This window comes from Pantoea sp. EABMAA-21 (assembly GCF_030053335.1).
Classification (GTDB): domain Bacteria; phylum Pseudomonadota; class Gammaproteobacteria; order Enterobacterales; family Enterobacteriaceae; genus Pantoea; species Pantoea communis.
The window spans coordinates 79,130-101,279 of the sequence record NZ_JASGBX010000006.1; the positions used below are offsets into that span (position 1 = coordinate 79,130).

General features: G+C 54.3%; 20 protein-coding genes. 3 read left to right on the forward strand and 17 right to left on the reverse strand.

All coding sequences use genetic code 11. From position 1 onward, the window contains the following. Nucleotides 1-22 precede the first annotated feature (22 nt). Genes astE through QMZ65_RS10795 form a run of 5 tightly spaced genes read right to left on the reverse strand, consistent with a single transcriptional unit; the run spans nt 23 to nt 6,101 of the window. Nucleotides 23-1,018 carry a succinylglutamate desuccinylase gene (astE, locus tag QMZ65_RS10775; protein ID WP_045813955.1) on the reverse strand — a complete coding sequence of 332 codons (996 nt, stop codon included), beginning with the start codon at nt 1,016-1,018 and terminating at the stop codon, nt 23-25. Between the two features lie 43 nt (nt 1,019-1,061). Then, nucleotides 1,062-2,390, reverse strand: coding sequence for an N-succinylarginine dihydrolase (gene astB / locus QMZ65_RS10780; protein ID WP_283215965.1), 1,329 nt, complete (start codon nt 2,388-2,390; stop codon nt 1,062-1,064). Then, nucleotides 2,390-3,856, reverse strand: a complete 1,467-nt coding sequence (astD, locus tag QMZ65_RS10785) for a succinylglutamate-semialdehyde dehydrogenase (RefSeq protein WP_283215966.1) — start codon at nt 3,854-3,856, stop codon at nt 2,390-2,392. Before astD ends, astB begins: the two co-directional genes overlap by 1 nt. Further along, on the reverse strand, nt 3,853-4,884 hold the full coding sequence (gene astA, locus QMZ65_RS10790) for an arginine N-succinyltransferase (protein WP_097119250.1): 1,032 nt from the start codon (nt 4,882-4,884) through the stop codon (nt 3,853-3,855). The genes astD and astA overlap by 4 nt, the downstream gene beginning before the upstream one ends. Further along, nucleotides 4,881-6,101, reverse strand: a complete 1,221-nt coding sequence (locus QMZ65_RS10795) for an aspartate aminotransferase family protein (RefSeq protein WP_283215967.1) — start codon at nt 6,099-6,101, stop codon at nt 4,881-4,883. Before QMZ65_RS10795 ends, astA begins: the two co-directional genes overlap by 4 nt. Before the next feature lie 888 nt (nt 6,102-6,989). On the opposite strand from QMZ65_RS10795, the gene QMZ65_RS10800 reads away from it, so the two are divergent. Together QMZ65_RS10800 and QMZ65_RS10805 are read left to right on the forward strand one after the other, a co-directional pair. After that, complete coding sequence (locus QMZ65_RS10800; protein ID WP_097119247.1) at nt 6,990-8,081, forward strand: porin; 1,092 nt, start codon at nt 6,990-6,992, stop codon at nt 8,079-8,081. A gap of 172 nt (nt 8,082-8,253) precedes the next feature. After that, complete coding sequence (locus QMZ65_RS10805; protein ID WP_283215968.1) at nt 8,254-9,312, forward strand: alpha/beta hydrolase family protein; 1,059 nt, start codon at nt 8,254-8,256, stop codon at nt 9,310-9,312. On the opposite strand, the gene QMZ65_RS10810 is transcribed toward QMZ65_RS10805, so the two are convergent. From QMZ65_RS10810 to QMZ65_RS10845, 8 genes are all read right to left on the reverse strand, one after another. Then, complete coding sequence (locus QMZ65_RS10810; protein WP_283215969.1) at nt 9,245-10,264, reverse strand: helix-turn-helix domain-containing protein; 1,020 nt, start codon at nt 10,262-10,264, stop codon at nt 9,245-9,247. The two genes, QMZ65_RS10805 and QMZ65_RS10810, sit on opposite strands and share 68 nt — an antisense overlap. An 85-nt stretch (nt 10,265-10,349) precedes the next feature. Then, nucleotides 10,350-11,786, reverse strand: a complete 1,437-nt coding sequence (locus QMZ65_RS10815) for a YchO/YchP family invasin (protein ID WP_097119244.1) — start codon at nt 11,784-11,786, stop codon at nt 10,350-10,352. A gap of 211 nt (nt 11,787-11,997) precedes the next feature. Next, nucleotides 11,998-12,795, reverse strand: coding sequence for an SDR family oxidoreductase (locus tag QMZ65_RS10820; RefSeq protein ID WP_058959720.1), 798 nt, complete (start codon nt 12,793-12,795; stop codon nt 11,998-12,000). 11 nt (nt 12,796-12,806) lie between these two features. Further along, a complete protein-coding gene (locus QMZ65_RS10825; RefSeq protein ID WP_034821800.1) occupies nt 12,807-13,874 on the reverse strand; it encodes an ABC transporter permease in 1,068 nt (355 codons plus the stop codon). Nucleotides 13,875-13,893: 19 nt separating this feature from the next. Further along, nucleotides 13,894-15,414, reverse strand: a complete 1,521-nt coding sequence (locus tag QMZ65_RS10830; protein WP_160834646.1) for a sugar ABC transporter ATP-binding protein — start codon at nt 15,412-15,414, stop codon at nt 13,894-13,896. A gap of 9 nt (nt 15,415-15,423) precedes the next feature. After that, on the reverse strand, nt 15,424-16,035 hold the full coding sequence (locus QMZ65_RS10835; RefSeq protein ID WP_034821806.1) for a DUF2291 family protein: 612 nt from the start codon (nt 16,033-16,035) through the stop codon (nt 15,424-15,426). A gap of 44 nt (nt 16,036-16,079) precedes the next feature. Further along, the gene (locus QMZ65_RS10840; protein WP_283215970.1) at nt 16,080-17,015 is read right to left on the reverse strand and encodes a D-ribose ABC transporter substrate-binding protein; all 936 of its coding nucleotides are present in this window, start codon (nt 17,013-17,015) and stop codon (nt 16,080-16,082) included. Nucleotides 17,016-17,080: 65 nt separating this feature from the next. Beyond that, complete coding sequence (locus tag QMZ65_RS10845) at nt 17,081-17,878, reverse strand: GolD/DthD family dehydrogenase (RefSeq protein WP_034821811.1); 798 nt, start codon at nt 17,876-17,878, stop codon at nt 17,081-17,083. A gap of 376 nt (nt 17,879-18,254) precedes the next feature. Here QMZ65_RS10845 and QMZ65_RS10850 point away from each other — a divergent pair, with 376 nt between their 5' ends. After that, nucleotides 18,255-19,076, forward strand: a complete 822-nt coding sequence (locus tag QMZ65_RS10850; protein WP_160868183.1) for a DeoR/GlpR family DNA-binding transcription regulator — start codon at nt 18,255-18,257, stop codon at nt 19,074-19,076. Nucleotides 19,077-19,123: 47 nt separating this feature from the next. Here QMZ65_RS10850 and cheZ read toward each other — a convergent pair whose 3' ends face one another. Genes cheZ through cheR form a run of 4 tightly spaced genes read right to left on the reverse strand, consistent with a single transcriptional unit; the run spans nt 19,124 to nt 22,125 of the window. Then, complete coding sequence (cheZ, locus tag QMZ65_RS10855) at nt 19,124-19,765, reverse strand: protein phosphatase CheZ (RefSeq protein ID WP_160834648.1); 642 nt, start codon at nt 19,763-19,765, stop codon at nt 19,124-19,126. Between the two features lie 9 nt (nt 19,766-19,774). Next, a complete protein-coding gene (gene cheY, locus QMZ65_RS10860) occupies nt 19,775-20,164 on the reverse strand; it encodes a chemotaxis response regulator CheY (protein WP_007892562.1) in 390 nt (129 codons plus the stop codon). 39 nt (nt 20,165-20,203) lie between these two features. Further along, nucleotides 20,204-21,253 (reverse strand): protein-glutamate methylesterase/protein-glutamine glutaminase, encoded by a 1,050-nt coding sequence (locus tag QMZ65_RS10865; protein WP_160834649.1) that lies wholly within the window; start codon nt 21,251-21,253, stop codon nt 20,204-20,206. Next, nucleotides 21,250-22,125, reverse strand: coding sequence for a protein-glutamate O-methyltransferase CheR (gene cheR, locus QMZ65_RS10870; RefSeq protein WP_034821825.1), 876 nt, complete (start codon nt 22,123-22,125; stop codon nt 21,250-21,252). Before cheR ends, QMZ65_RS10865 begins: the two co-directional genes overlap by 4 nt. Between the last annotated feature and the right edge of the window lie 25 nt (nt 22,126-22,150).

Genomic DNA, 22,150 nt, shown 5'->3' on the forward strand with positions numbered 1-22,150 from the left:
GAATTTTCTTCACCCACCTTATTTATAATGTCAGTGCCTGCGTTTGCTCGTTTTCTTCCACCAGCATCAGGCCAGCACGCAGTCCTGCGGCAACATTTGGGTTGGGAAACAGCACATATTCGCGCGCCTGTTGCACGTAATAGCGCGTGTCACCCTCTTCTGCCAGCAACGTGCCCTGCGGGAAGGCGGTAAAGTTCAGGGTCTCTGGCCCCATGTGCAGCACAAACGCGTCGCCGTGGCGGGTAATCTGCTGCGCCACGCGATAGTGGCGGGGTTGTTCCCGCACCTCTGGCAGTGGCTCACCGTACAACAATGCCGCCAGCGCCAGCTGCACGGCCGCAAACTGGCTGAGATCATTTTCACCAAACGGCAGCGCTTTACCCAGCTCCAGCGTGCAACTGGCCGCATCGTGATGTTCACAGCTGTAATGGGTAAAGGTGCCGCCTGGGGAACGATGAAACACCAGCGCTTCCAGCTCAGCCGCCGCCAGCCAGTGCAGGAAATCCTGCGGCCACGGCTGAGGATTCAGCGGCATCACGCCGAAACGCGCATGGTATGAGCCGCGAATTGCGGTATGCAGATCGAGATGCCAGCGCACTTCATGATCGCGACACTCGCGCCAGAACTGTTCCAGCGCCTGCTCCAGCCGCAGCGTGCGTTGAGCTTCAGGCAAATCGGAGACCTTCTGCCAGCGCCCTCCGAACAAACGGTTAATGTCATATTGCTGATAGCGCTTGCCGCTACGTAGCGCATCGGGATTGCCCAATATCACCAGCAAGCGCACCGCTAACGGTTGTTCTCCGCGTAGCAGTGGCGTCAGCAACAGGTTAAGAATCTCAACCGGGGCCGTTTCGTTGCCGTGGACGCCCGCTGACAGTACCAGCGCCTGATGCGTCGGTGCATGGGGGGTCAGGGATAGAATGCCCTCATCATGCCACTGCCACTGTAAATGGGCATTGCTGCCCTGCCGCTGCTGCGGCGGCTTACCTGACAGGGTTTGTTGTAGAAAATCCTGCATGTACACTCCTTTTCAACTCAGAAGCTTCACTTACCCTCTGAGGTTAACGCTGAAATGCGTAGACACTGCCTAAGTCTAGCAGCTGTGTCAGCTCATCCAGCGCGGTGCGTCCTTCACGCAGTAATTGCGGATCGGCCAAATCGGCTTGCGTGAGGCGATCGCGGTAGTGGCGATCCACCCAGCTGTTCAGGGTGTTGAACAGGCGATCATTCATCAATACCGCTGGATTCAGGGCCTGACGCTCTGCTTCATTCAGTACCACGCGCAAACGCAGACAGGCTGGTCCGCCGCCGTTACACATGCTCTCACGCAGATCGAACACCGTGAGTTCGCGAATTGGCCCGCCGCTCTCCACCAGCCCGGTCAAATAGCGCCATACGCCGGCGTGCTGGCGTGACTCTTCTGGCAGCACCAGTCGCATGCCACCTTCAGGATGCTGCAACAGTTGGCTGTTAAACAGATAGGTATTCACCGCGTCGGCTACTGACACTTTATCGCGCGGCACCACAATCGGCTGGAAACCGGGCACCCGCGCAGCCAGCTGTTGTAATAACGCCGGCTGATCGACAAACGCCTCTTCATGGCAGAACAGCACCTGCTGGTTGCTGACGGCGATGACATCGTTGTGGAATACGCCCTGATCGATCACCAGCGGGTTTTGCTGAGCAAACAGCGTGCGATCGTCGTCGAGCTGATGCAGGCGCGCCACCGCGGCACTGGCTTCCCGCGTCTGACGTGCCGGATAGCGTGCCGGTGCAGCACCCTGCTGTTGACCATCACGACCATAAACAAACAGCTGAACACCCGCATCGCCGTAGTCCGCACCAAAGCGGTTATGGTTGGCAGCACCTTCATCGCCAAACAGCACCACCTGCGGCAAAGCATCATGCACGCTGAAATGTTGCGGATCGCGGAAAATGGCGCGCAGCAAGTCGGCGGTTTCCGGCGCTTCGATGGCACGGTGGAATTTATTGTTGAGGTTAGCCACGGTGAAGTGCACGCGGCCATCGGCGCTATCAGCCGAAGGCGATACAGTGGCAGCATTGGCCACCCACATTGCCGAGGCAGAACTGGCCGCGGACAACAGCTGCGGCGCCTGCTGAGCCGCTTTCGCCAGCACCTGTTCGTCCGTGCCAGCAAAACCGAGCTGGCGCAGTAGCGGGATATTCGGCCGTTCATGCGGCGGGATCACCCCTTGCACGTAGCCCATGTCCGCCAGCGCCTTCATTTTCAACAGGCCCTGCTTTGCGGCCAGGCGCGGGTTAGAAGGCTGCAGCTGATTGCGTGTCGACGCTTCATTACCAAAGGAGAGCCCGGCGTAATGGTGCGTCAGGCCGACCAGACCATCAAAATTGGCTTCAAACGCTTTCATTATTCGGCTCCTTTCGCGGAGAAATCGAGTCCCGGCGATAAGCTGCCCGGTAAGGCCAGGCTTGGGCTCTCTAAAGATGCCATCGGCCACGCGCAGTAATCCGCAGCATACCAGGCACTGGCGCGATGGTTACCGGACGCACCCACACCGCCAAACGGCGCTGAACTGGCGGCACCGGTTAACGGTTTGTTCCAGTTAACAATGCCGGCACGCGCTTCCAGCAGCAGCTGATCGAACTGCGCACGCTGCGGAGAGATCAAGCCGCAGGACAAACCGTAACGCGTCTGGTTAGCGATACGAATTGCCTGATCGTACTCGTCGTAACGGATCACCTGCAGCAGCGGACCAAACACCTCTTCGTCAGGCAGTTTCGCCACGTCGGTCATCTCAATGATGCCTGGAGTGATAATGGCGCTGTCGCGATCCGGCCAGTGCATCGCTAGCAACACCTTACCGCCCAGATCGATACGCTGCTGCCAGGCTGCGTAAATATGTCCGGCGGCGGCAGGTGAAATCACGCTGCCCATAAAGGGTTGCGGTTCAGCATTCCATGCACCAGGTTGCAGACGTCCGGCCACTTCCACCAAACGCTGCAGGAAGGCATCGCCTGCTGCTCCGCTTTTCACCAGCAGACGACGTGCACAGGTGCAGCGCTGCCCGGCGGTAATAAAGGCAGACTGAATCGCGATGTGTACTGCACCATCAAGCTCTGAAGGATCTTCAACAATCAGCGCATTGTTACCCCCCATCTCCAGCGCCAGCATTTTCTCAGGCTGACCGGCAAACTGGCGATGCAGGTGATAGCCTGTTGCGGCGCTGCCGGTAAACAGCAGACCATCGATTTGTGGCTCATGCGCCAGTGTCTGCCCGGTTTCGCGCGCGCCCTGCAACAGCGCTATCACGCCCGCTGGCAGTCCCGCCTGCTCCCACAGTTCAACGGTTTTTTCCGCTGTCATCGGCGTGAGTTCACTTGGCTTAAATACCACACAGTTACCCGCCAACAGCGCAGGAACGATATGACCGTTCGGCAGATGACCAGGGAAATTGTAAGGACCAAACACGGCAAGCACGCCATGCGGGCGATGGCGTAGCGAACTTTCGCCGTCGGCCTGCTCTCCGGTACGCGTGTGGTAGGCTTTCACCGAGATGGCGATTTTGTTGATCATTGCCTGCACTTCGGTCAGGGTTTCCCAGCGCGGCTTACCGGTTTCTTTGGCGATGGTCTCTGCCAGTGCAGTTTTGTGGCTCTCGAGTAATGCGGCGAAGGCTTCCACTACCGCCTGACGCTCCGCAAACGGCTTGCGTGCCCACGCGGGAAAGGCCGCGCGTGCCGCTTCACAAGCCGCCGCCACTTGCGCACCTGTCGCTGCCCGACCCTGCCACAATGTTTCACCGTTCACCGGGTTTTGTTTGGTTAACGCTTCCGCGCCGCCTGTCAGCCATTGACCATTAATGAAGTGCGTCATGCTTTTTTCTCCTCGCGGCACAGCGTGACCACACGCAATGCATCGCCATAATCGCAGCGCAACGCCGTGCGCTGATGTTCATTGATGCGGACTTTTCCGCTCGCCATATCGACAGGCAGCAGCGCCACACGGAAATGCTGGTAATCACCGTTGGCGACCAGACACAGCGGCCAGCTTTCGTCCGCTTCCCCGGCTTCGGCCTGAAGCAAATGGCTTTTACGAATGGCGCGAATGCGATCAATCTCGCACTCCAGCGTTGGGCCGCCGTCGAAGATGTCGACGTAATTGAGATAACGAAACCCTTCGGCTTCCAGCACGGCGCGCGCGGGGGCCGTTTTCGGATGCACTTCACCAATCACCTTCTGCGCCGCTTCGCTGAGATAGTGGATATACAGCGGATGCTTTGGCATCAGCTCGGCAATAAAGGCTTTCTGCCCGGTGCCGCTGAGGAAATCGGCCTCACGAAACTCCATGGAGAAGAAACGGCTACCGACGCTGTCCCAGAACGGGGAATGACCGGTGTCATCGCTGACTCCGCGCATCTCCGCCACCACATGCTTCATAAAGCGGTCGCGGAAATTTGCCATAAACAGGAAACGGGATTTCGACAGCAGATGGCCATTTTTGCCATCACGATAATCAGGATCGAGGAACAACGTGCACAGCTCGCTGCTGCCGGTGTGATCGTTACTTAACGACAGTGTTGGCAAGCTGGCATAAACGTTTAACTCTTTCGAAGCGTGCACCTGGGTGCCCACACGGAAGTTGTACCACGGGTCTTGCAGGCCCACGGCCACCTCAATGGCACAGATGCCGACAGCGCGATTGTCTTCGCTGTCGGCCAGCACAAATACATAGCCTTGTTCAGCACGCGATAGCGCGCCCTGCCAGGTGAGCAGAGAACGCTCGATGCGCGCTTTCAGTGTATCGCTATCGGCGGGCAGCGAAGTTAAGCCGCCCCCGGTTTTGCCCGCCAGCGACAGCAACTGCGCAAGGTCGTCACGTTCGACGGGGCGAATCACCATCATGATGCAGCTCCTGTGAGCACACGAGCGCAGGCACGTTCAAAGCGCGCCAGTCCCTCTTTCACTTCCGCTTCGCTGATATTCAGCGCTGGCGCGAAACGCACCACGTTAGCACCGGCAATCAGCACCATGACACCTTCTTCAGCCGCCGCCAGGTTGAATTGCTTCGCTTTCCCGGCAAAATCTTCATTCAGCACGGCTCCAATCAACAGCCCAAGACCACGAACTTCTTTAAAAATCGGCAGGCGCTGATTCATCTCCTGCAAAGCATCGACAAACCACTGGTGGCGCTGCGCCACGCCCGCCATAAAATCGGGTTGGTTTATCAACTCCATCACTTTACCGGCGACGGCACCCGCCAGCGGGTTACCGCCGTAGGTGGTGCCATGGGTACCCACGCCCATCACCAGCGCCAGATCTTCGCGCGTCAGCATCGCGCCAACCGGGAAGCCGCCACCGAGCGCTTTGGCGGTGGTCAGGACGTCCGGCGTCACGCCATAATGCATGTAAGCATACAGCGAGCCGGTACGACCCACGCCGCTCTGTACTTCATCGAATATCAGGGTCGCCTGATGTTTGTCGCACAGTTCACGCAGGCCGCGCAGGAAAGCAGGATCGGCAGGCAAGACACCGCCTTCGCCCTGAATCGGTTCAACAATCACGGCACAGGTCTGGTCATTGATCAGTGCTGCCGCAGTGGCGAGGTCGTTGAAGTTGGCGTGCTGAATCGCCGGAGGCAGCGGTGCAAAATCACGTGAGTAAGCCGGTTGTCCACCCGCTGAAACAGTAAACAGCGTGCGTCCGTGGAAAGCATTATTGAAGGCTACAATGCCGTTTTTCTCTGCGCCAAAACGATCGTGCGCCACTTTACGGGCCAGCTTCAGTGCAGCCTCATTAGCTTCCGCCCCGGAGTTACAGAAGAACACGCGATCGGCGAAGGTGGCGTCAATCAGCTGTTTAGCCAGACGTAAAATAGGTTCGTTAGTATAGCCATTGCCGGTGTGCCACAGCTTACTCGCCTGCTCGGTCAGTGCCTGTTGCAAAGCCGGGTGTGCATGTCCCAAAGCATTCACCGCGATGCCGCCTGCAAAGTCGATGTAATCCTTACCTTGCTGATCCCAAAGGGTTGAGCCTTCAGCACGCACCGGTACGAAAGCCGCAGGGGCGTATACCGGCATCATCCATTGATCAAAATCGTGACGTGAAACCTGCAGTGACATAGCCATTTCTCCTGCTCCACCTGAGTGAAGCTATTGTTTTAAAATTGTTAAAATCTGATGTGTCGCAGCACTACTGTAGAGTGCAGTAAGCGTGCCAGCTAGCGGAAAAAATGCATAAACGGGTTTGGGTAACGCAATATCAATGAGTTACACCAGATCACTATTCACATAAAATGCATAAAAAGTGAATATCAGTCTGATGAAGATGGGAGAGCAGCAATTTATTTAGCAGATTTATGCATTCACAAAATGAAATAGCGCTTTTGTGATCGCACAGGGAATATTTCGCCAAAATGTCGCGGCTGTCGCCCTGTTTTAGGGCAATTTGTGCATTTATGGTGCGCAAGTGTGCAGGAAGTGTGCAGCCAAATGGGAAAGTAAAGGCAGGGCCGATTCGCCGCTGATTAACAATCTCGTTGCATATTTGGCTGTATTTTGAACAGCCATTTAATTAAACGTGAGTTAAACGATATTTAGTGACTAAGGTTATTATCAGAACAAAAATAAAAGGATACAAACACATTAACCAGATAATTACCATGCTAATGATTAGGTGGTTTTCTATATTTGTTATTGAACAATAATGCATAGGCTTGTGCTATTTAACCCTCAAGTAAAAGCGGTGATTTACTTTTCTTTAATTTCACTAAAAACCAATAAAAACAATGCTATATGTATTTATATTGGTCAAATGAATGACGGAATTGAGATAAGTTTCTCCAATATAAAATCCCATATAATGGAAGTTAAGATTAAAAATCACACAAAAAGCCAATTAGAAATATTTAGTTACATATATTGCACTGTTGATCTTGAACCTTTTGTGTCATTTTCTTTTCACCCCGACTACGGGGACACAATTAAAAAATATCACAGGGTAAATTATAAATGATGAAGCGCTCCTTACTGGCAGCAGTGATGCCTTTACTGCTGGGACTTTCTTCGGCTCAGGCCGCCGAAATCTATAACAAAGATGGCAACAAACTGGACCTGACCGGCAAAATCAACGTTTCGCATCTGTTTTCGGATAATGACAGCCAGAACGGTGAAGTCTCTTCCTATGCCCGTCTGGGCTTTAAAGGCGAAACCAAAATTAATGACCAACTGACCGGTTACGGCCAGTGGCAATATCAATACAGCCTGAGCAACTCAGAAGGCAGCGATGCTAACACGGGTAACAAAACCCGACTGGGCTTTGCAGGTCTGAAAATCGCGCAGTTCGGTTCAATCGACTACGGCCGCAACTACGGTCTGGTGTATGACGTTCTGGGTTACACCGATATGCTGCCATACTTTGGTGGTGATTCCGGTTACACCGATGCCTTCCTGTCAGGCCGTTCTACCGGTGTGCTGACCTGGCGTAACAAAGATTTCTTCGGTCTGGTGAAAGGCTGGAACTTTGCCGCGCAGTACGAAGGCAAAAACGAGCGCTCTGATAGCGCGACTGCCAGCAACCTGGCGGTACGTCGTTCGAATGGCGACGGCTTTGCGCTGTCAACCTCTTATGACTTCGATTTCGGCCTGAGCCTTGTCGGTGCTTACGCTAATCTGGATCGTGTCACTGCACAGAACACCGCGACCTACGGCCGTGGCGATAAAGCGCAGAGCTGGGCAGCCGGTCTGAAATATGATGCTAACCAGATTTACCTGGCGACCATCTATGGCGAAACGCAGAATGCAACGCCGATCGGTAACAACGGTTTCGCTAACAAAGCGGTTAACTTTGAAGCCGTTGCACAGTATCAGTTCCTGAACGGCCTGCGTCCTTCACTGGGCTATGTGTCTTCTCGCGCGAAAGATGTTGAGAACAACGTGGGCGATACCGATCTGTTCAAATACGTTGCCGTTGGCGTGACTTACTACTTCAACAAGAACATGTCTGCTTATGCAGAATATAAAATCAACCTGTTGAAAGATAATAACGCGTTGAACATCAACACTGACGACGTAACTGCTGTTGGTCTGGTGTATCAGTTCTAAGAGAGTATCCCTCATTACATACCGGCTAGTGTCGGCTGGGTATGAGCCAGGGGCAGCGTAAGCTGCCCTTTTTTGTTGTCGTTATACAGGTACTCAATCGTGATTGAGGACGCGATAACTGACTGTTTCCGTTATTACTCTTCATGATTTTACACTCATGGAGACAACGCTAATGATTCGATTTTGTATTTGTGCACTTATGCTGATGATGTGTGCGTCGCTTGCACAGGCCGCAACGGGTTTTCGTCAGATAACACTTGATAGTCAAGGTAATCGTCCGCTCAATGTTGCGTTTTGGTATCCCACTGCCGCCACGGGCGTCTTTGAAGATGTGGGTGAGAACCCCGTGTTCTATGGTGAGCCGATGTTACGCAATGCAACGCCTCGTCCAGGACAGCATCCTTTAGTCCTTCTGTCTCACGGCTATGGCGGTAGCTGGCGTAACCTCAACTGGTTGGCGCATGCACTCACTGTACAGGGATATATCGTCGCTGCCCCCAATCATCCCGGTACAACAACTGAGAATCACGATCCTGCTACTGCCCGGAAACTTTGGCTGCGTCCAGATGATATCAGCCGGGTACTGGATCGGTTATTGGCAGACGAACACCTGGCAGGAAAGGTCGATTCGTTGCGCATCGCCGCAATCGGCCACTCACTCGGAGGGTGGACAGTAATGGAGTTAATCGGTGCCCGGTTTTCGTCGAACAGATTTGTTCAGGATTGTCAGAACCACGCGCAACTAGCAGACTGTCAATTGATTGAAACGTTGGGTATCAGCAATACAAATACCGCTTCTTTATTAGATGCTCAATTACGTAATCCACGTATTAAAGCGGCCGTATCGCTTGACCTTGGTCTGGCGCGCGGATTCACACCTGAGAGCCTGGCAAGGGTTTCTGTGCCAGTGCTGGTGTTATCCGCAGAACAAGACAGTGTTGAACTTCCCGCCTCACTGGTATCCGGCTATCTGGCGCAGTATCTTCCGCCGCAACAGACATCGTTTTCACGTATAAGAGGCGCAACCCACTTTAGTTTTATGCAGCGCTGTAAACCACATGGTGCTGAGTTAATCGAACAATCTTCCCCTGGTGAGGGCTTCGTTTGCCGGGATCAAGGCAGCCTCACCCGCGCCGATATTCATCAGGAGTTAATCGCCCGTATCACTCGCTTTCTGACAGCGGCATTGAACTCGCCTGCTGACGAAATGCACTCGGCGTCTGTCCGCTAATGCGTAAAAACTCGCGATTGAAATTTGATTTAGTGGTGAATCCTGACGCCAGCATCACCTCCGTAACCGGCAGTGAACTGCTTCGAAGCAACTGCTGCGCATGAGCGATGCGAAAACCATTTATCCACTGAGAAACATTGCAGTGGTAAGTCGCGTTGATCGCACGTGAGATATGACGCGAGGGAATACCGGATTTGCGTGCTAACAGATTCAACGTGAGTTGTGTATTAAGGAACAGGTCATCCTGCCGCAGTCGATTTTCCAGTTGCAGGCACAAGGCTGCCTGCTCAGGCGTCTGCAACGGAGAAGAATCGGGCAGTACTGTCTCAATACTCACTTCCCGGGGGCGGGTCCGTGCTGCAAGTACAATCGCCAGACTAAGCAAAGGCAGCATTAAACTTTGCAGTATCGCGATGATTTGCGGCACAAGCTTGCCCTGATGCAAAGTGAATTCGAGCGCCACCAGCAAATCTGTCATACCAGAGAAGCAAAGAAAAACACCGGCGGTAAGAGCCATTCTTGCCGCCAGCCCGACTTCACCAATGCGCGCATCGCTAAATCGATCCCCACTGCCTAAGCCCATAAGAATCAATGTCGCCCCGTATCCGATATAAAGCACAAATAGCGCGCTATCAATGGCTTCTGGCCAGCACTGCATAATGATGATGGCCAGCGCGGGCGGGACGATTTTCCAGCGTGAATATTGATGAGTCGTATGCGGGCTGAAACAGTGCCAGGCCAGCGCCGGGATTAGCGTTGCTAATAACACGCGCAAAGCCATGAGTGGTGTTGACGGCCAGATCCAACGTAATGCTCCCACCGCCAGTAACAGTGAGCAGACGACCAGAAATAGCAGCGTGGTTTGGTGGCGTTGCTTATCGTTCGCCGCTAAGGTCACGATTAAAATTAGCAGCACCAGTAGCGTAACCAGCGGAACCGGAATTGAAGGCATGTAGTAAGAATCCATTCTTGACAATAAGCCGCTATATTACCAGGTTCATGCACTGAAGTGGCGGGAGTTTCTTCGATGGCCGTTACTAAGGCGTCATCAGATCGAAACGATTATCCTCACCGGAATCGATGCTAAACGGTTCCTGAATTTGCAGCGTAATCCAGTTGGAGGTCACCCGACTGCCCTTGCTGTCTTCCAGTGTCACAGACAGACGATAGCTGTTAGTGGCGTCAGATGCGCTGTTCCACGCGGGCATAATGATGCTCCAGCCTTGCGGATCATTCGGATTAGCGCCCGGCGTGAGGCTTAACGCCTGGGTATCGCCCTGCCACGTCACCCTGGTTATCGGATTCGCATTACGGATTTGCAATTTCAGCGGCAGGCTTTCGCCGCCGTTTAATTGCCATGGCGGTGTGGCGAGGAATACCGATAAGGTTTTGCGCTGACGATACTCCACCACCGGCGTATTGTTGCGCGTCACCATGTCGTAACGGCTGCCGCGCAGAGAACGCGCTTCGGCCACGTTATCGGCACTCAACTGCTGGCTCAGCGGCACACCAAAACGATAGTTGAGATGCAAACCCAGTTGATCCTGACTTTCACCTTCATTACTGGTTTTGTGGCTAGCAGAAAATGTCACCAGCGGTACTGGGGTGTATGAGACGCCAAAAGTTAGCGCCGAAGGATTGTGATAGGTATTGCCGCTGCTAAACAGATCCACATCATTGCCCAGGTACTGCTCCCAACTCACTGACATACCAAGCTGGCGATAAAACGGCAGGTAGCCCTGAGTGGTGAAATCGTAGCCGCGTGCTAAACGCTGCTGCTGAAAGGGATCGCGGTTTTGCCAGCCCGATAGCGGTGTGTAGTAGTTAGCCGAGAAGCGCAGGTAATCACCCCAGGCTTCTGTGCCCACTGAAGCGCGCTGCAATCCGCTGTTGAACATGCGATCGACAAAACCGTTGTAACCAAGCAGCCATTTGCCCGCCGTCCAACGTTGTCCTAAGCCGATATTGCCCACCAGCCCATCATCCGTTTGGTGGAAGCCCACCTCACTAAACGTCAGATATTGATAGCGATCGGCCCACGGCGTAAGCAGAGAAGCGCCACTGCCGGTGAAGTTACCATCCATATCAACGTTAAAATCGATCTGCGCTTTACCATAAGGCGATAGCAGAGATTGGCCCTCATCCACCACGCGGTTTGCCACCTCATCGCGGAAATGGTTAAACGCCCAGATACCCGCCTGATGACCAAAAGTGTTGTCACTGGTGCTGTCCTGACTGGCTTCACCAATGCTCTTAGCGATGGTCGCCAGATTTTTGCTGAAAGCCGCATTTTCATCTTCATAGCCGAGTGCAGGCAGATCGCTGGCCATTTTCTGGAAGCGTTCGGGATCGCTAAAAGGCGCATCAGCGACATGCGTGTCAGTGACGAGCGCCAGAGCAGGCGCGGTGAAAAGCAGCCCCGTTGCAGCGGGCAACATACGCAGTGATTTAAAAGCAGAGAAAACAGATGTCATAGCAAAAACAGGCTTTTATCCAGTTTAGAATTTGAAGTGGCTCACAAAACTGTACTGGAATACCCTAACACATTCTGCCATTATTGCAGAAAAAGCCGGGCTGAATTAGGACATTGCCTGATTCGCAAAAGGCATCATCTTATCTTGATAGCCACATCGCTCCACAGAGCGCCCTGCGTAAAGCCCCGCAAGACGCTCACGGCTGCTGCGATTAGGAGAAGATCAACCCGCCATCCACATTGATGGTTTGGCCGGTGATGTAGCGCGCATCATCCGACGCGAGAAACGCCACCAACCCGGCGACATCTTGCGGCTGTCCGGCGCGTTTCAGCGGAATATTTTCCACCCACTCCGCCATCAACTCGCCTTTGCCATACTGCTTTTTATCGCTGCTAAGGATTTCTCCCCACACGCGATCGTTGTAATCCCACATCTCACTTTCGATGATACCCGGACAGAAAGCATTCACGGTGATGTGCGACGGCGCCAGTTCCAGTGCCAGGCTCTGAGTAATGCCGATAACACCCATTTTACTGGCCGCATAGTGTGGCGTGTAAATAAAGCCCTGTCGCCCCTGCCCGGATGAGGTGTTGATCAGGCTGCCGCTGCCCTGCTTCACCATGTACTTTGCCGCCTCACGGCAACACAGCCAGACGCCGGTGGTGTTCACAGCCAGAATTTTTTCGAAATCGCTCTTTGGCATCGCGTCAAAGCGATCAATAGTGATCACTCCGGCATTCTGAATCGAGACATCAATGGTGCCAAAGCGCTCCGCCGCCTGCTGATAAAGCTGCTGCACTTCGGCCTCATTGGTCACATCCACCTGCAGCGCCAGAATCTCGCTGCCATACTGTTCTTCCAGCGCCCGCGCTGTGGTGAATACCCGGTCCGAGTTGGACACCATTACCAGCCGAGCGCCATCGCGCGCAAATCGTGCGGCGATGCCCGCGCCAATGCCGCGGCATGCGCCGGTAATCACCACCGTTTTCCCACTAAAATCGCGTGTCATATTGCCTCCTGTTATCCGTGCGTTGCTTCAGGCAGGGCGGCCGATTGCTGCTTTTTTTCATGTCTGCGCAGCAGCACCACCTTACTTTGTAATTTTTGCTGGAACTGGTCGATGACCACGGCGGTGACGATCACCAGTCCTTTAATCACCATTTGCCAGAAATCGCTGACGCCCATCATCACCATGCCATCGGCGAGGAACACGATGACAAAGGCACCGATGATCGAACCTGATACGCGCCCGCGCCCCCCTGCTAACGCCGTTCCGCCCAATACGGTTGCACCGATGGCGTCCATCTCGAACATGTTGCCGGTCATCGGGTGCGCGGTTTGCAGTTGGGATGCGACGATCAATCCCACCAGCGCAGCACATAAACCGGAGAAGGCATAGACAAACACTTTGACCTTAATGATCGGCACACCGGCCAGGCGTGCCGCAGATTCATTGCCGCCGGTGGCATAGATATAGCGGCCCAGCGGGGTTTTACGTGTCAGATAAAGGCCGAGCAGCAGGAAGCCGATCATTAACCAGATTGGGATGTAGACGCCAAGCACACTGCCCGATCCCAGCAACGCGAAACCGGTATTACCCAATGCTGGCATCCCCACCAGATTGGCGTAGGTACTGCCATCGTTGAACAGCAGCGCGGCCCCACGAGCCACATACATCATGCCGAGGGTGCAGATAAAGGGTGCCACGCCCAGACGCGTCACCACGGTGCCGTTGATCAACCCCAGCACGATGCCGAACAGCGCCACCACCAGAATCACTTCCGGCACGTTAAAGAACAGCGTGTTGCCGCCCCACAGCGGCACACCATTGGTGAGCAAAGCCCCCGCCACCATGCCGCAAATGCCCGCCACCGCACCGACCGACAGATCGATGCCACCCGTCAGGATCACTAGCGTCATACCAATCGCCAGCAGCCCGGTGATGGCAACATGCTGCGTCATGATCAGTAAGTTTGAAGTGGTCAGGAAATTAGGCACCATAAAGCTAAAAAAGCCGACCACGATCAGTAACGCGATAAAGGTTCGCGCTTTCAGCAAGTACATATAAAGCAGGTATTTCTGGTTCATTTATTGCTCTCCTGCGGGCTCAATCATGCGGTGTTGAGGCGCTAATCAGCGCTTCTCGCGTTGCCGCGCTGCGCGGTAAGTCGGCGGTAATACGGCCATCGGCCATCACCAAAATGCGATCGGCCAGTGCCATCACCTCGTCCAGTTCAGAAGAGGAGAACATCACCGCCAGACCTTGCTGTGCGAGATTGCCAATCAGGTGGTACACGTCCGTTTTGGCCCCCACATCGATCCCACGCGTGGGTTCATCCAGCAAAACCACTTGAGGGCCCGTCATCAGCGCTTTTCCCAGCACCACTTTCTGCTGGTTACCGCCGCTGAGTGAGGTAATCGGCAGTTCTGGATCGCTCACTTTGATGGCGAGATGACCAATCATTTCATCGACGCGACGTTGCTCTTTGTGGGGATTGAGTAAGCGCAGCGCACGGCGAAAACCGCGCAAGCTGAGATCGCTTAACGTCATGTTGGCGGTGATCGACATCAACTGCACCACGCCTTCGGTTTGTCGGTCTTCCGGTACCAGCGCAATGCCTTTTTTCAGGCGCTGCTGGAAGTTGCGTTTATCCAGCACTTCGCCATTCAAACTGACGCTGCCAGACTGGCAGTGCATCATGCCAATCAGCCCTTTAAACAGCTCGGTGCGCCCCGCGCCCAGCAAACCGTAAATACCGATCACTTCGCCCTTACGCAATGAGAACGACACATCATTGAGCTTATAGCCACCATTCTGATGCAGCGCCGTCAGGCCGTTGACGTGCAAAATCGTTTCGCCCTGTGCTGCGGGCTGATAGTCGAAGTGCTTTTTCTTGTCACCGACCATCTGTTCGATGATCCAGGGAACTGACGCATCACGCACTTCCCGCTCGCTGATAAAACAACCGTCACGGAAAATGGTGATGTGATCGCCAATTTCCATCAGCTCTTCCAGCCGATGCGAGATATAGATGATGGTCACACCACGCCGCTTCAGCTGGTCAATCACGTTGAACAACACTTTGACTTCAGACTGGCTCAGCGCACTGGTGGGTTCATCCATGATCAGCACACGCGTATCTTTGGACAGCGCTCGGGCGATCTCGACCAGTTGCTGATGGCCGATCCCCAGTTCGCCCAGTGGCGCATAAGGGTCAACATCCAGCTCCAGCCGCTCCAGTAATGATTTCGCCAGCGCATACTGATATTTTTCGTTGATCACACCGCGCTGGAAAAACTCGTTGGCGATAAAGATGTTGTCCATCACGTTCATGTTGGGGAACAGGTTAAGTTCCTGAAAGATGATGCTGATACCGTGTTTTTCCGCCTGATGAGTGGAGCTTAGCGACACCACTTCTCCGTCCAGCAGAATTTCACCGGATGAAGGCGTTTCCACGCCCGCCAGCATCTTCATCATGGTGGATTTACCGGCACCGTTTTCGCCAATCAGCACGTTCACTTTGTTGCGATAGACGCGGTAATTCACCTGATCGAGGGCAGTCACGCCGGGGTAAATACGTGACACATTACGGGTTTCGATGATCACGTCACTTTGAGGATTTTGCATACCCGCTCCTTACTGCCGCACGATGGCAGCAGGTGTGACATTCGGCACCTGCTCAGGCGTATCGAAGCTGCTAAACACGCCGGAAATTTGCACCTTATCGCCGACTTTGGGCTTGAAGGCGCTCATCATGTTGGCAGCCTGCTGATTAATGGCGCGGCTGTAGTCGCCAAACAGCACCTGATCGTTAAAGTCCTGATAGCTGGCCCCTTTATAGGCATCACGCAGCACCGTGCCAGGGAAAATCGGACCGACCTGCACCGTCACGTTATCGCCGGAAACATCTTTCACCGTCATGCGGCCATTGCGCGAAGTGGTATTCACCGCTGTCACCTCACCGCTGACCTTGACGCTAAAGACACAGGGGTTCTCTTCCTGTGCGCGGTAGCCGTAGGTTTGACAGGCGCTGTCAAAATCTTTGGCGGACTTTAGCGCATTCAGCAGTTCCGCCACCGGCTTCGCATCGTGCTGAATCTGCGGCACCAGTTTCTGCTGCCAGGTCTGAGCAATATTGGCCATTTTGGGATTGGGGGGATTTTTCAGGTCGGCCAGCTCCTGCTGCGACACAATGCGGCAACCGCTAAGGATCACGATAGGAAGCAGTAACCAGAGTCGTTTGTGCATCTCATTCTCCTGGGCGCCTGCTGTGCAGGCGCACCGATTATTGATTACGACTTGTAGTTAAAGTCCTGCACACCTTTAGCATTGTCCGGGGTGATTAAAATGCCGCGGAACATCACGCGCTGCTTCTCCGGCTTCACCCCTTTCTGGATTAAGTTGTCGAGATCGGTCACGCCCTGCGCAGCAATAGCCTGCGCCTGCAACATTACCGTAGCTTTCAGATCGCCTTTTTCTACCGCATCACGCTCGTCGTTGCTGCCGTCGATACCCACCACGGTGACATCGTTGCGGCCTGCGGCTTTAAGTGCCGCAATCGCGCCCAGCGCCACCGGACCGTTACCACAGATCACGCCTTTTACATCGGGATGGGCCTGCAGAATGCTGTCCATAATGCGTTTGCCATCGATAAGGGTGCCTTTCGCATCCTGACGCGCGACAGATTTCATATCCGGATACTGATCCAGCACCTGGTGGAAGGATTTCGAGCGGGTGACACAGTTATTGTCCGCGAGGTTACAGGTCAATTCGGCATAGCTGCCTTTTTCACCCATCTTCTCCACAAACACGTTGGCCACATCAGAACCCGCCTGGAAGTTGTTGTGGGTGATCTGCGCCAGCGCCACATCGTCGACCGGAATTTCACGGTTGATCAGCACCACGGGGATCCCCGCATCTTTGGCTTTTTTGATTGCTGCGACGCTGGCGGTGGAGTCGGCGTTATCCAGCACAATGCCCTGCACTTTTTTACCGATGGCGGCATCGATCAGTTCGCTCTGCTTCTTAACGTCTTCACCGTGCGACAGCACGCTGGTTTTATAGCCCAGCTCTTGCGCTTTCAGGTTGGCGCCTTTGGCTTCGGAAGCGTAATAGGGGTTATCCAGTGAGTTCACCAGAATCATGATGGTGCCTTTGTCGGCAGCGAAACTGGATTGGGCGATCAGGCAACTGGCAATGGCAGTGAATAACAGGGTACGTTTTTTCATGTTCGTGCTCTCTCATTGTTTTGTTGTTATTGCAGGGTTGAGGCCTTACTGGTGCTGGCGCGGCATTACCAGATGGTGAAGCCGCCATCGATCATTAAATCTGCGCCGGTGATCATGTCGCTGCCGTTGCTGGCGAAGAACAACACGGCAGCGGCAATTTCATCGGTGTAAGCAAAACGCCCTAGCGGGATCAGTTTTTTCATCTGTTCGCCCTTCTCACCGCGCCAGGCCTTTTCGCCCATCGGCGTCAGCACCACGGTGGGTGACAAGGTATTGACGTTGATACGGTGTGGTGCGAACTCTTTGGCCATCACTTTAGTCATACCGAGTAGACCCGCTTTGGCAGAGGTATAGGCCACGTGGTTATCAATGGCGATGGAAGCGGCCTGTGAAGCGATATTGATGATCTTGCCGCCATTACCGGCGCGCACCATGCGTTTGCCCGCCGCTTGTGAGCAAAGAAAAGGACCGGTGAGATTGACGGCGATCTGCTTTTGCCACTCGGCAAAGTCGGTTTCCAGTACCGGCTGTAACATCACATAACCCGCGCAGTTCACCAGGATATCAATGTGGCCGTAATGCTGTTCAACCTGGTTGAACGCCGTCTCGACTGAGCCAGCATCGGTCACGTCACAGCACACCAGCAGTACACGATCGGCAGAGAATTGTTCCTGCACAGCCGCCACGCGATCGCTTTCGAATGGAGGGTAAAGCAGGGCCAGCCGTGCACCTTTCTCTAACAGCATGGCGTTACTGGCCATGGCAATTCCACCGAGGCCACCGGTCACCACCGCCACCTTGCCGGTGAGGTCCAGATCGGTATTTACGCCGTAGCGCAGGTTGACATCGTATTCCCCACTCATCCCTTCTCTCCTGTGTGCATGTTCAGCGGCTCTGGTTATCTCTGGCCGGATAGGTTTGCAGTAACATTGATTTTCGAACAAAAATATAAGCTATCGTTTCGCAATGGTTTGTGGGTGAGATCAAATTTCATACAAATGATGCAAACTATTTTTATCTTACTGTATTTTAAGTAAATAACTAAATATCACGTTTTGTGATATAGAAATAACGGCTGGCAGGTCTATGGGAAATCAATTGCATGGCTTTATCTTATTTTCATTCGAAAATGCATATTTGTGCGAGCCGCCTCGCAAATCCCTGGTGCGCAGAGTAAAATCATCACGGGTTTTCTTATTGCCAAAACCAGACCGTGATTGGAAAGAGGGAGCATTTCGATTGAAAAGCAAATCTGAGCAGCTGGCTGATATGCAGCAGCGTCGTGAGAAGATCCTGGAGATGATCCGCGAAGACGGCACAGTCACGGTTAAAGCGCTTACCGATACCTTTGGCCTGACCGAGGCAACCATCCGCACCGATTTGCGTATGCTGCAAAAAGCCGGGCATGTGCAGCGTTATCACGGTGGCGCCACGCTGATGACCGGTAAGCAGAACACCGGCGCACTGCTGCTTGAGCGTCAAACTCACCTTGATGAGAAAGAAGCCATTGGCCGGCTGGCCGCGCAGTATGTGGAAAATGGGGATACGGTGATTTTCGATTCCGGCACTACCACCACCGCGATTGCGGAAGCAATTGGCCACATCCGTCGTTTATCGGTGATCACCACGGCGGTGAATATTGCGCTGAAGCTAGGGGGGGAACCGGGGATTAATATCCTGCTGACGGGGGGGACCTTCAAATTTCCAACACTCTCGACGTCCGGTGAGAAAGCCGCTTCTTTCTTTGAAAACGTGCTGGCCGAAAAGCTGTTTCTCGCCACCGCCTGTATTTCGCCGCGCCTCGGGTTAAGCTTCCCCAGCGAGACGGATATCAAAGTGAAGATGGCGATGATCAACTCCGCCAGTACGGTATTTGTGGTGGCAGACTCCAGCAAAATCGATAAGGTGTCGATGTTTGCCCTGCCCTGTGACTGGAGCAAAATCCATTATTTGATTACCGATCGCGGGATCACGCCAGCGCAGATCGCGGCGTTTGAAGCGTTGGGGGTACAGGTGCTGGTGGCAGGTATTGAAGAGGCAAAAAAACGCGCGGTGTTTTGAACATCAATTCAGGGGCGGCCCGCTCGCAGCCGCCCCTTCAATGCTGATTAGAAACCTAAGCTATCCAGCAAGTCATCCACCTGATCCTGGTTCGCTACCACGCCAGGTGCATTGGCATGGATCTGTGGACCATTCAACAGGCTGCTGGCGTCTTTACGCGCGGCAGCGTTGGCTTCAGGCATATTCTCCAGCAACACCATCAGCAACTGACGCTCGATCTCCTGGATCACATCCATCATGCGCTTGATCACCTGACCGGTAAGGTCCTGGAAATCCTGCGCCATCATGATCTCAAGCAGCTGCTTGTTGGTGTACGAGGTATGCGACGGCACATCACTGAGAAATTCGCGCGTATCCGAAACCAACTCGCGTGCATCCGCCAGCTCAATCGGGTTTTCAAACCACGCATCCCAACGGCCTTTCAGCTTGTTGGCGTTGGCTTCCATTTGGTCCTGGTGTGGCTGCGCGGCTTCAACGCAGTTGAGTGCGCGTTCTGCCGCTTGCGCCGTCATCTGCACCACGTAATCCAGACGGTCACGCGCGTCCGGAATCGCTTCCGCCGCTTCGGCAATCGCCTGGTCTAACCCCAATTCGCGCAGGCTGTCGCGCAACATACGCGTCAGCGAGCCGATACGGGTAATAATGTCGTGTGCCGAGGCTTCTTCGGTTGGTTTCGAAAGGTCGCTCATCACATCTCCTTACATACCCAGTTTTTCGAAAATTTTACCCAGCTTTTCTTCCAGCGTGGCTGCGGTGAACGGCTTCACTACATAACCGCTGGCACCGGCCTGGGCAGCTGCAATGATGTTCTCTTTTTTCGCTTCGGCGGTGACCATCAGCACCGGCAGTTTGCTCAACGCCGCGTCCGCACGAATGGTCTGCAGCAGTTCCAGACCGTCCATGTTGGGCATGTTCCAGTCGGATACCACGAAATCAAAACCACCCGCACGCAGTTTGGTCAGTGCATCAACACCGTCCTCTGCTTCTTCAACGTTGTTGAATCCCAGCTCTTTCAGCAGGTTGCGGACGATACGACGCATCGTATTGAAGTCATCCACCACCAAAAAGCGCATGTTTTTATCAGCCATATCTACTCCTGTGTTGTCTCGTCCGGCAGGACGGGCTCGTTAAATTCGCAATGCCTGTCCGGCGCTAATTTTTGCCAGCATGTGCTGACTGATGTGTCCTAAATCGACTACTTCACTGGTGCCGCCCATCGCAATCGCTTCGCGCGGCATACCAAAGACGACGCAGCTGGCTTCATCCTGCGCGATGGTCCAGGCACCGGCGCGATGCATTTCCAGCATCCCGGCGGCACCGTCGTTACCCATCCCGGTAAGGATGACACCCACGGCATTTCGTCCTGCGTGCACCGCCACGGACCGGAACAGCACGTCAACAGAGGGCTTATGACGGTTCACCGGCGGGCCATCATTCAGTTTCACCACGTAGTTGGCGCCACTACGGCTCAACTCCATGTGCATCGCGCCCGGTGCGATATAGGCATGACCGGGCAAAATACGTTCGCCATCTTCCGCTTCTTTCACGGTGATCTGGCAGAGCTTGTTCAGGCGCTCAGCAAACGAGCGGGTAAAACCTGGCGGCATATGCTGCGTGATCAGCAGCGCCGGGCTGGTCGCGGGCAGCGGCTGCAGTACATGGCGAATCGCCTCGGTGCCGCCAGTGGAAGAGCCAATCGCAATCAGCTTCTCACTACTCAGCAGCGGGCCAGCTTTCAGCATCACCGGGCCGGGTGTGGCCGGGCGCGCATGCAATTTGGCTCGCGCCGCTGCGCGAATTTTGTCGGCGATCATCTGGCTGTACGCCAGCATGCCTTCGCGAATACCCAACTGCGGCTTAGTGACGAAATCCACTGCGCCCAATTCCAGCGCGCGTAATGTCACTTCCGATCCTTTACCGGTCAGCGATGACACCATCACGACTGGCATCGGACGCAGGCGCATTAACTTCTCAAGGAAGTCGAGGCCATCCATACGCGGCATCTCGACGTCCAGTGTCAGCACCTGTGGGTTGTATTGCTTGATTAAATCCCGCGCCACCAACGGATCGGGCGCGGTAGCGACCATCTCCATATCGGCGTGGCTGTTGATGATCTCCGTCATCAACTGTCGCATTAGCGCGGAGTCATCCACGCACATCACGGTGATTTTGCTCATCGTCTTTCCTTGGTCAATCCATAGACTGTCTGTCCACGCAGCCAGAACTCTTTACTGATCTGGCTGAAGTTCTCTGAGTGTCCAGCGAACAGCACACCGCCGGGCTTCAGCAGGGGAACGAAACGGCGCAGAATTTTTTCCTGCGTCTCTTTATCGAAATAAATCATCACGTTGCGACAGAATATTGCGTCGAACGGACCCGGCAACGCCCAGTCGTTGGCCAGTAAATTCAGCTGCGAATAGTTCACCATGCTGGCGAGATCGGAGCGTACGCGTACCATACCTTCATGCGGGCCGGTGCCACGCAGGAAAAAGCGTTGCAGCTGCGATTGCGATAAGGTGCGCAGCTCTTCCTGGCGGTACACCCCCGCCACGGCTTTTTCCAGTACCTGTGTATCAATGTCGCTGGCGTGCACCTGGAACTTACCCGGTCCGGTACCCAGCGTTTCCGCCAGCGTCATGGCAATGGAGTACGGCTCTTCGCCGGTTGAGGCGGCGGTACTCCACACGCTGTAACTGCCACTGCGCTTACGCGCATGATCCGCGAGGATCGGGAAATGGTGCGCCTCGCGGAAAAATGAGGTCAGATTGGTGGTCAGTGCGTTAATAAACGCCTGCCATTCTGCACTGTTCTGGTCTTGCTCCAGCAACGCCAGATAACGACCAAAATCATCAATGTTCAGCGTGCGCAAACGGCGCACTAAGCGGTTATAAACCATCTCCCGCTTGTGATCGGCCAGCACGATGCCTGCGCGTTGATAGATCAGCTGGCTGATACGACGAAAATGCGTATCTGAAAGCGGCAGGCGCTGCACCATTTGCGAGAGCAGCGTTGTTGCTTCACTTTGATCCAATAACGTCGATTTCTTCATGTCAGGTCACCCGGCAACAAACTGA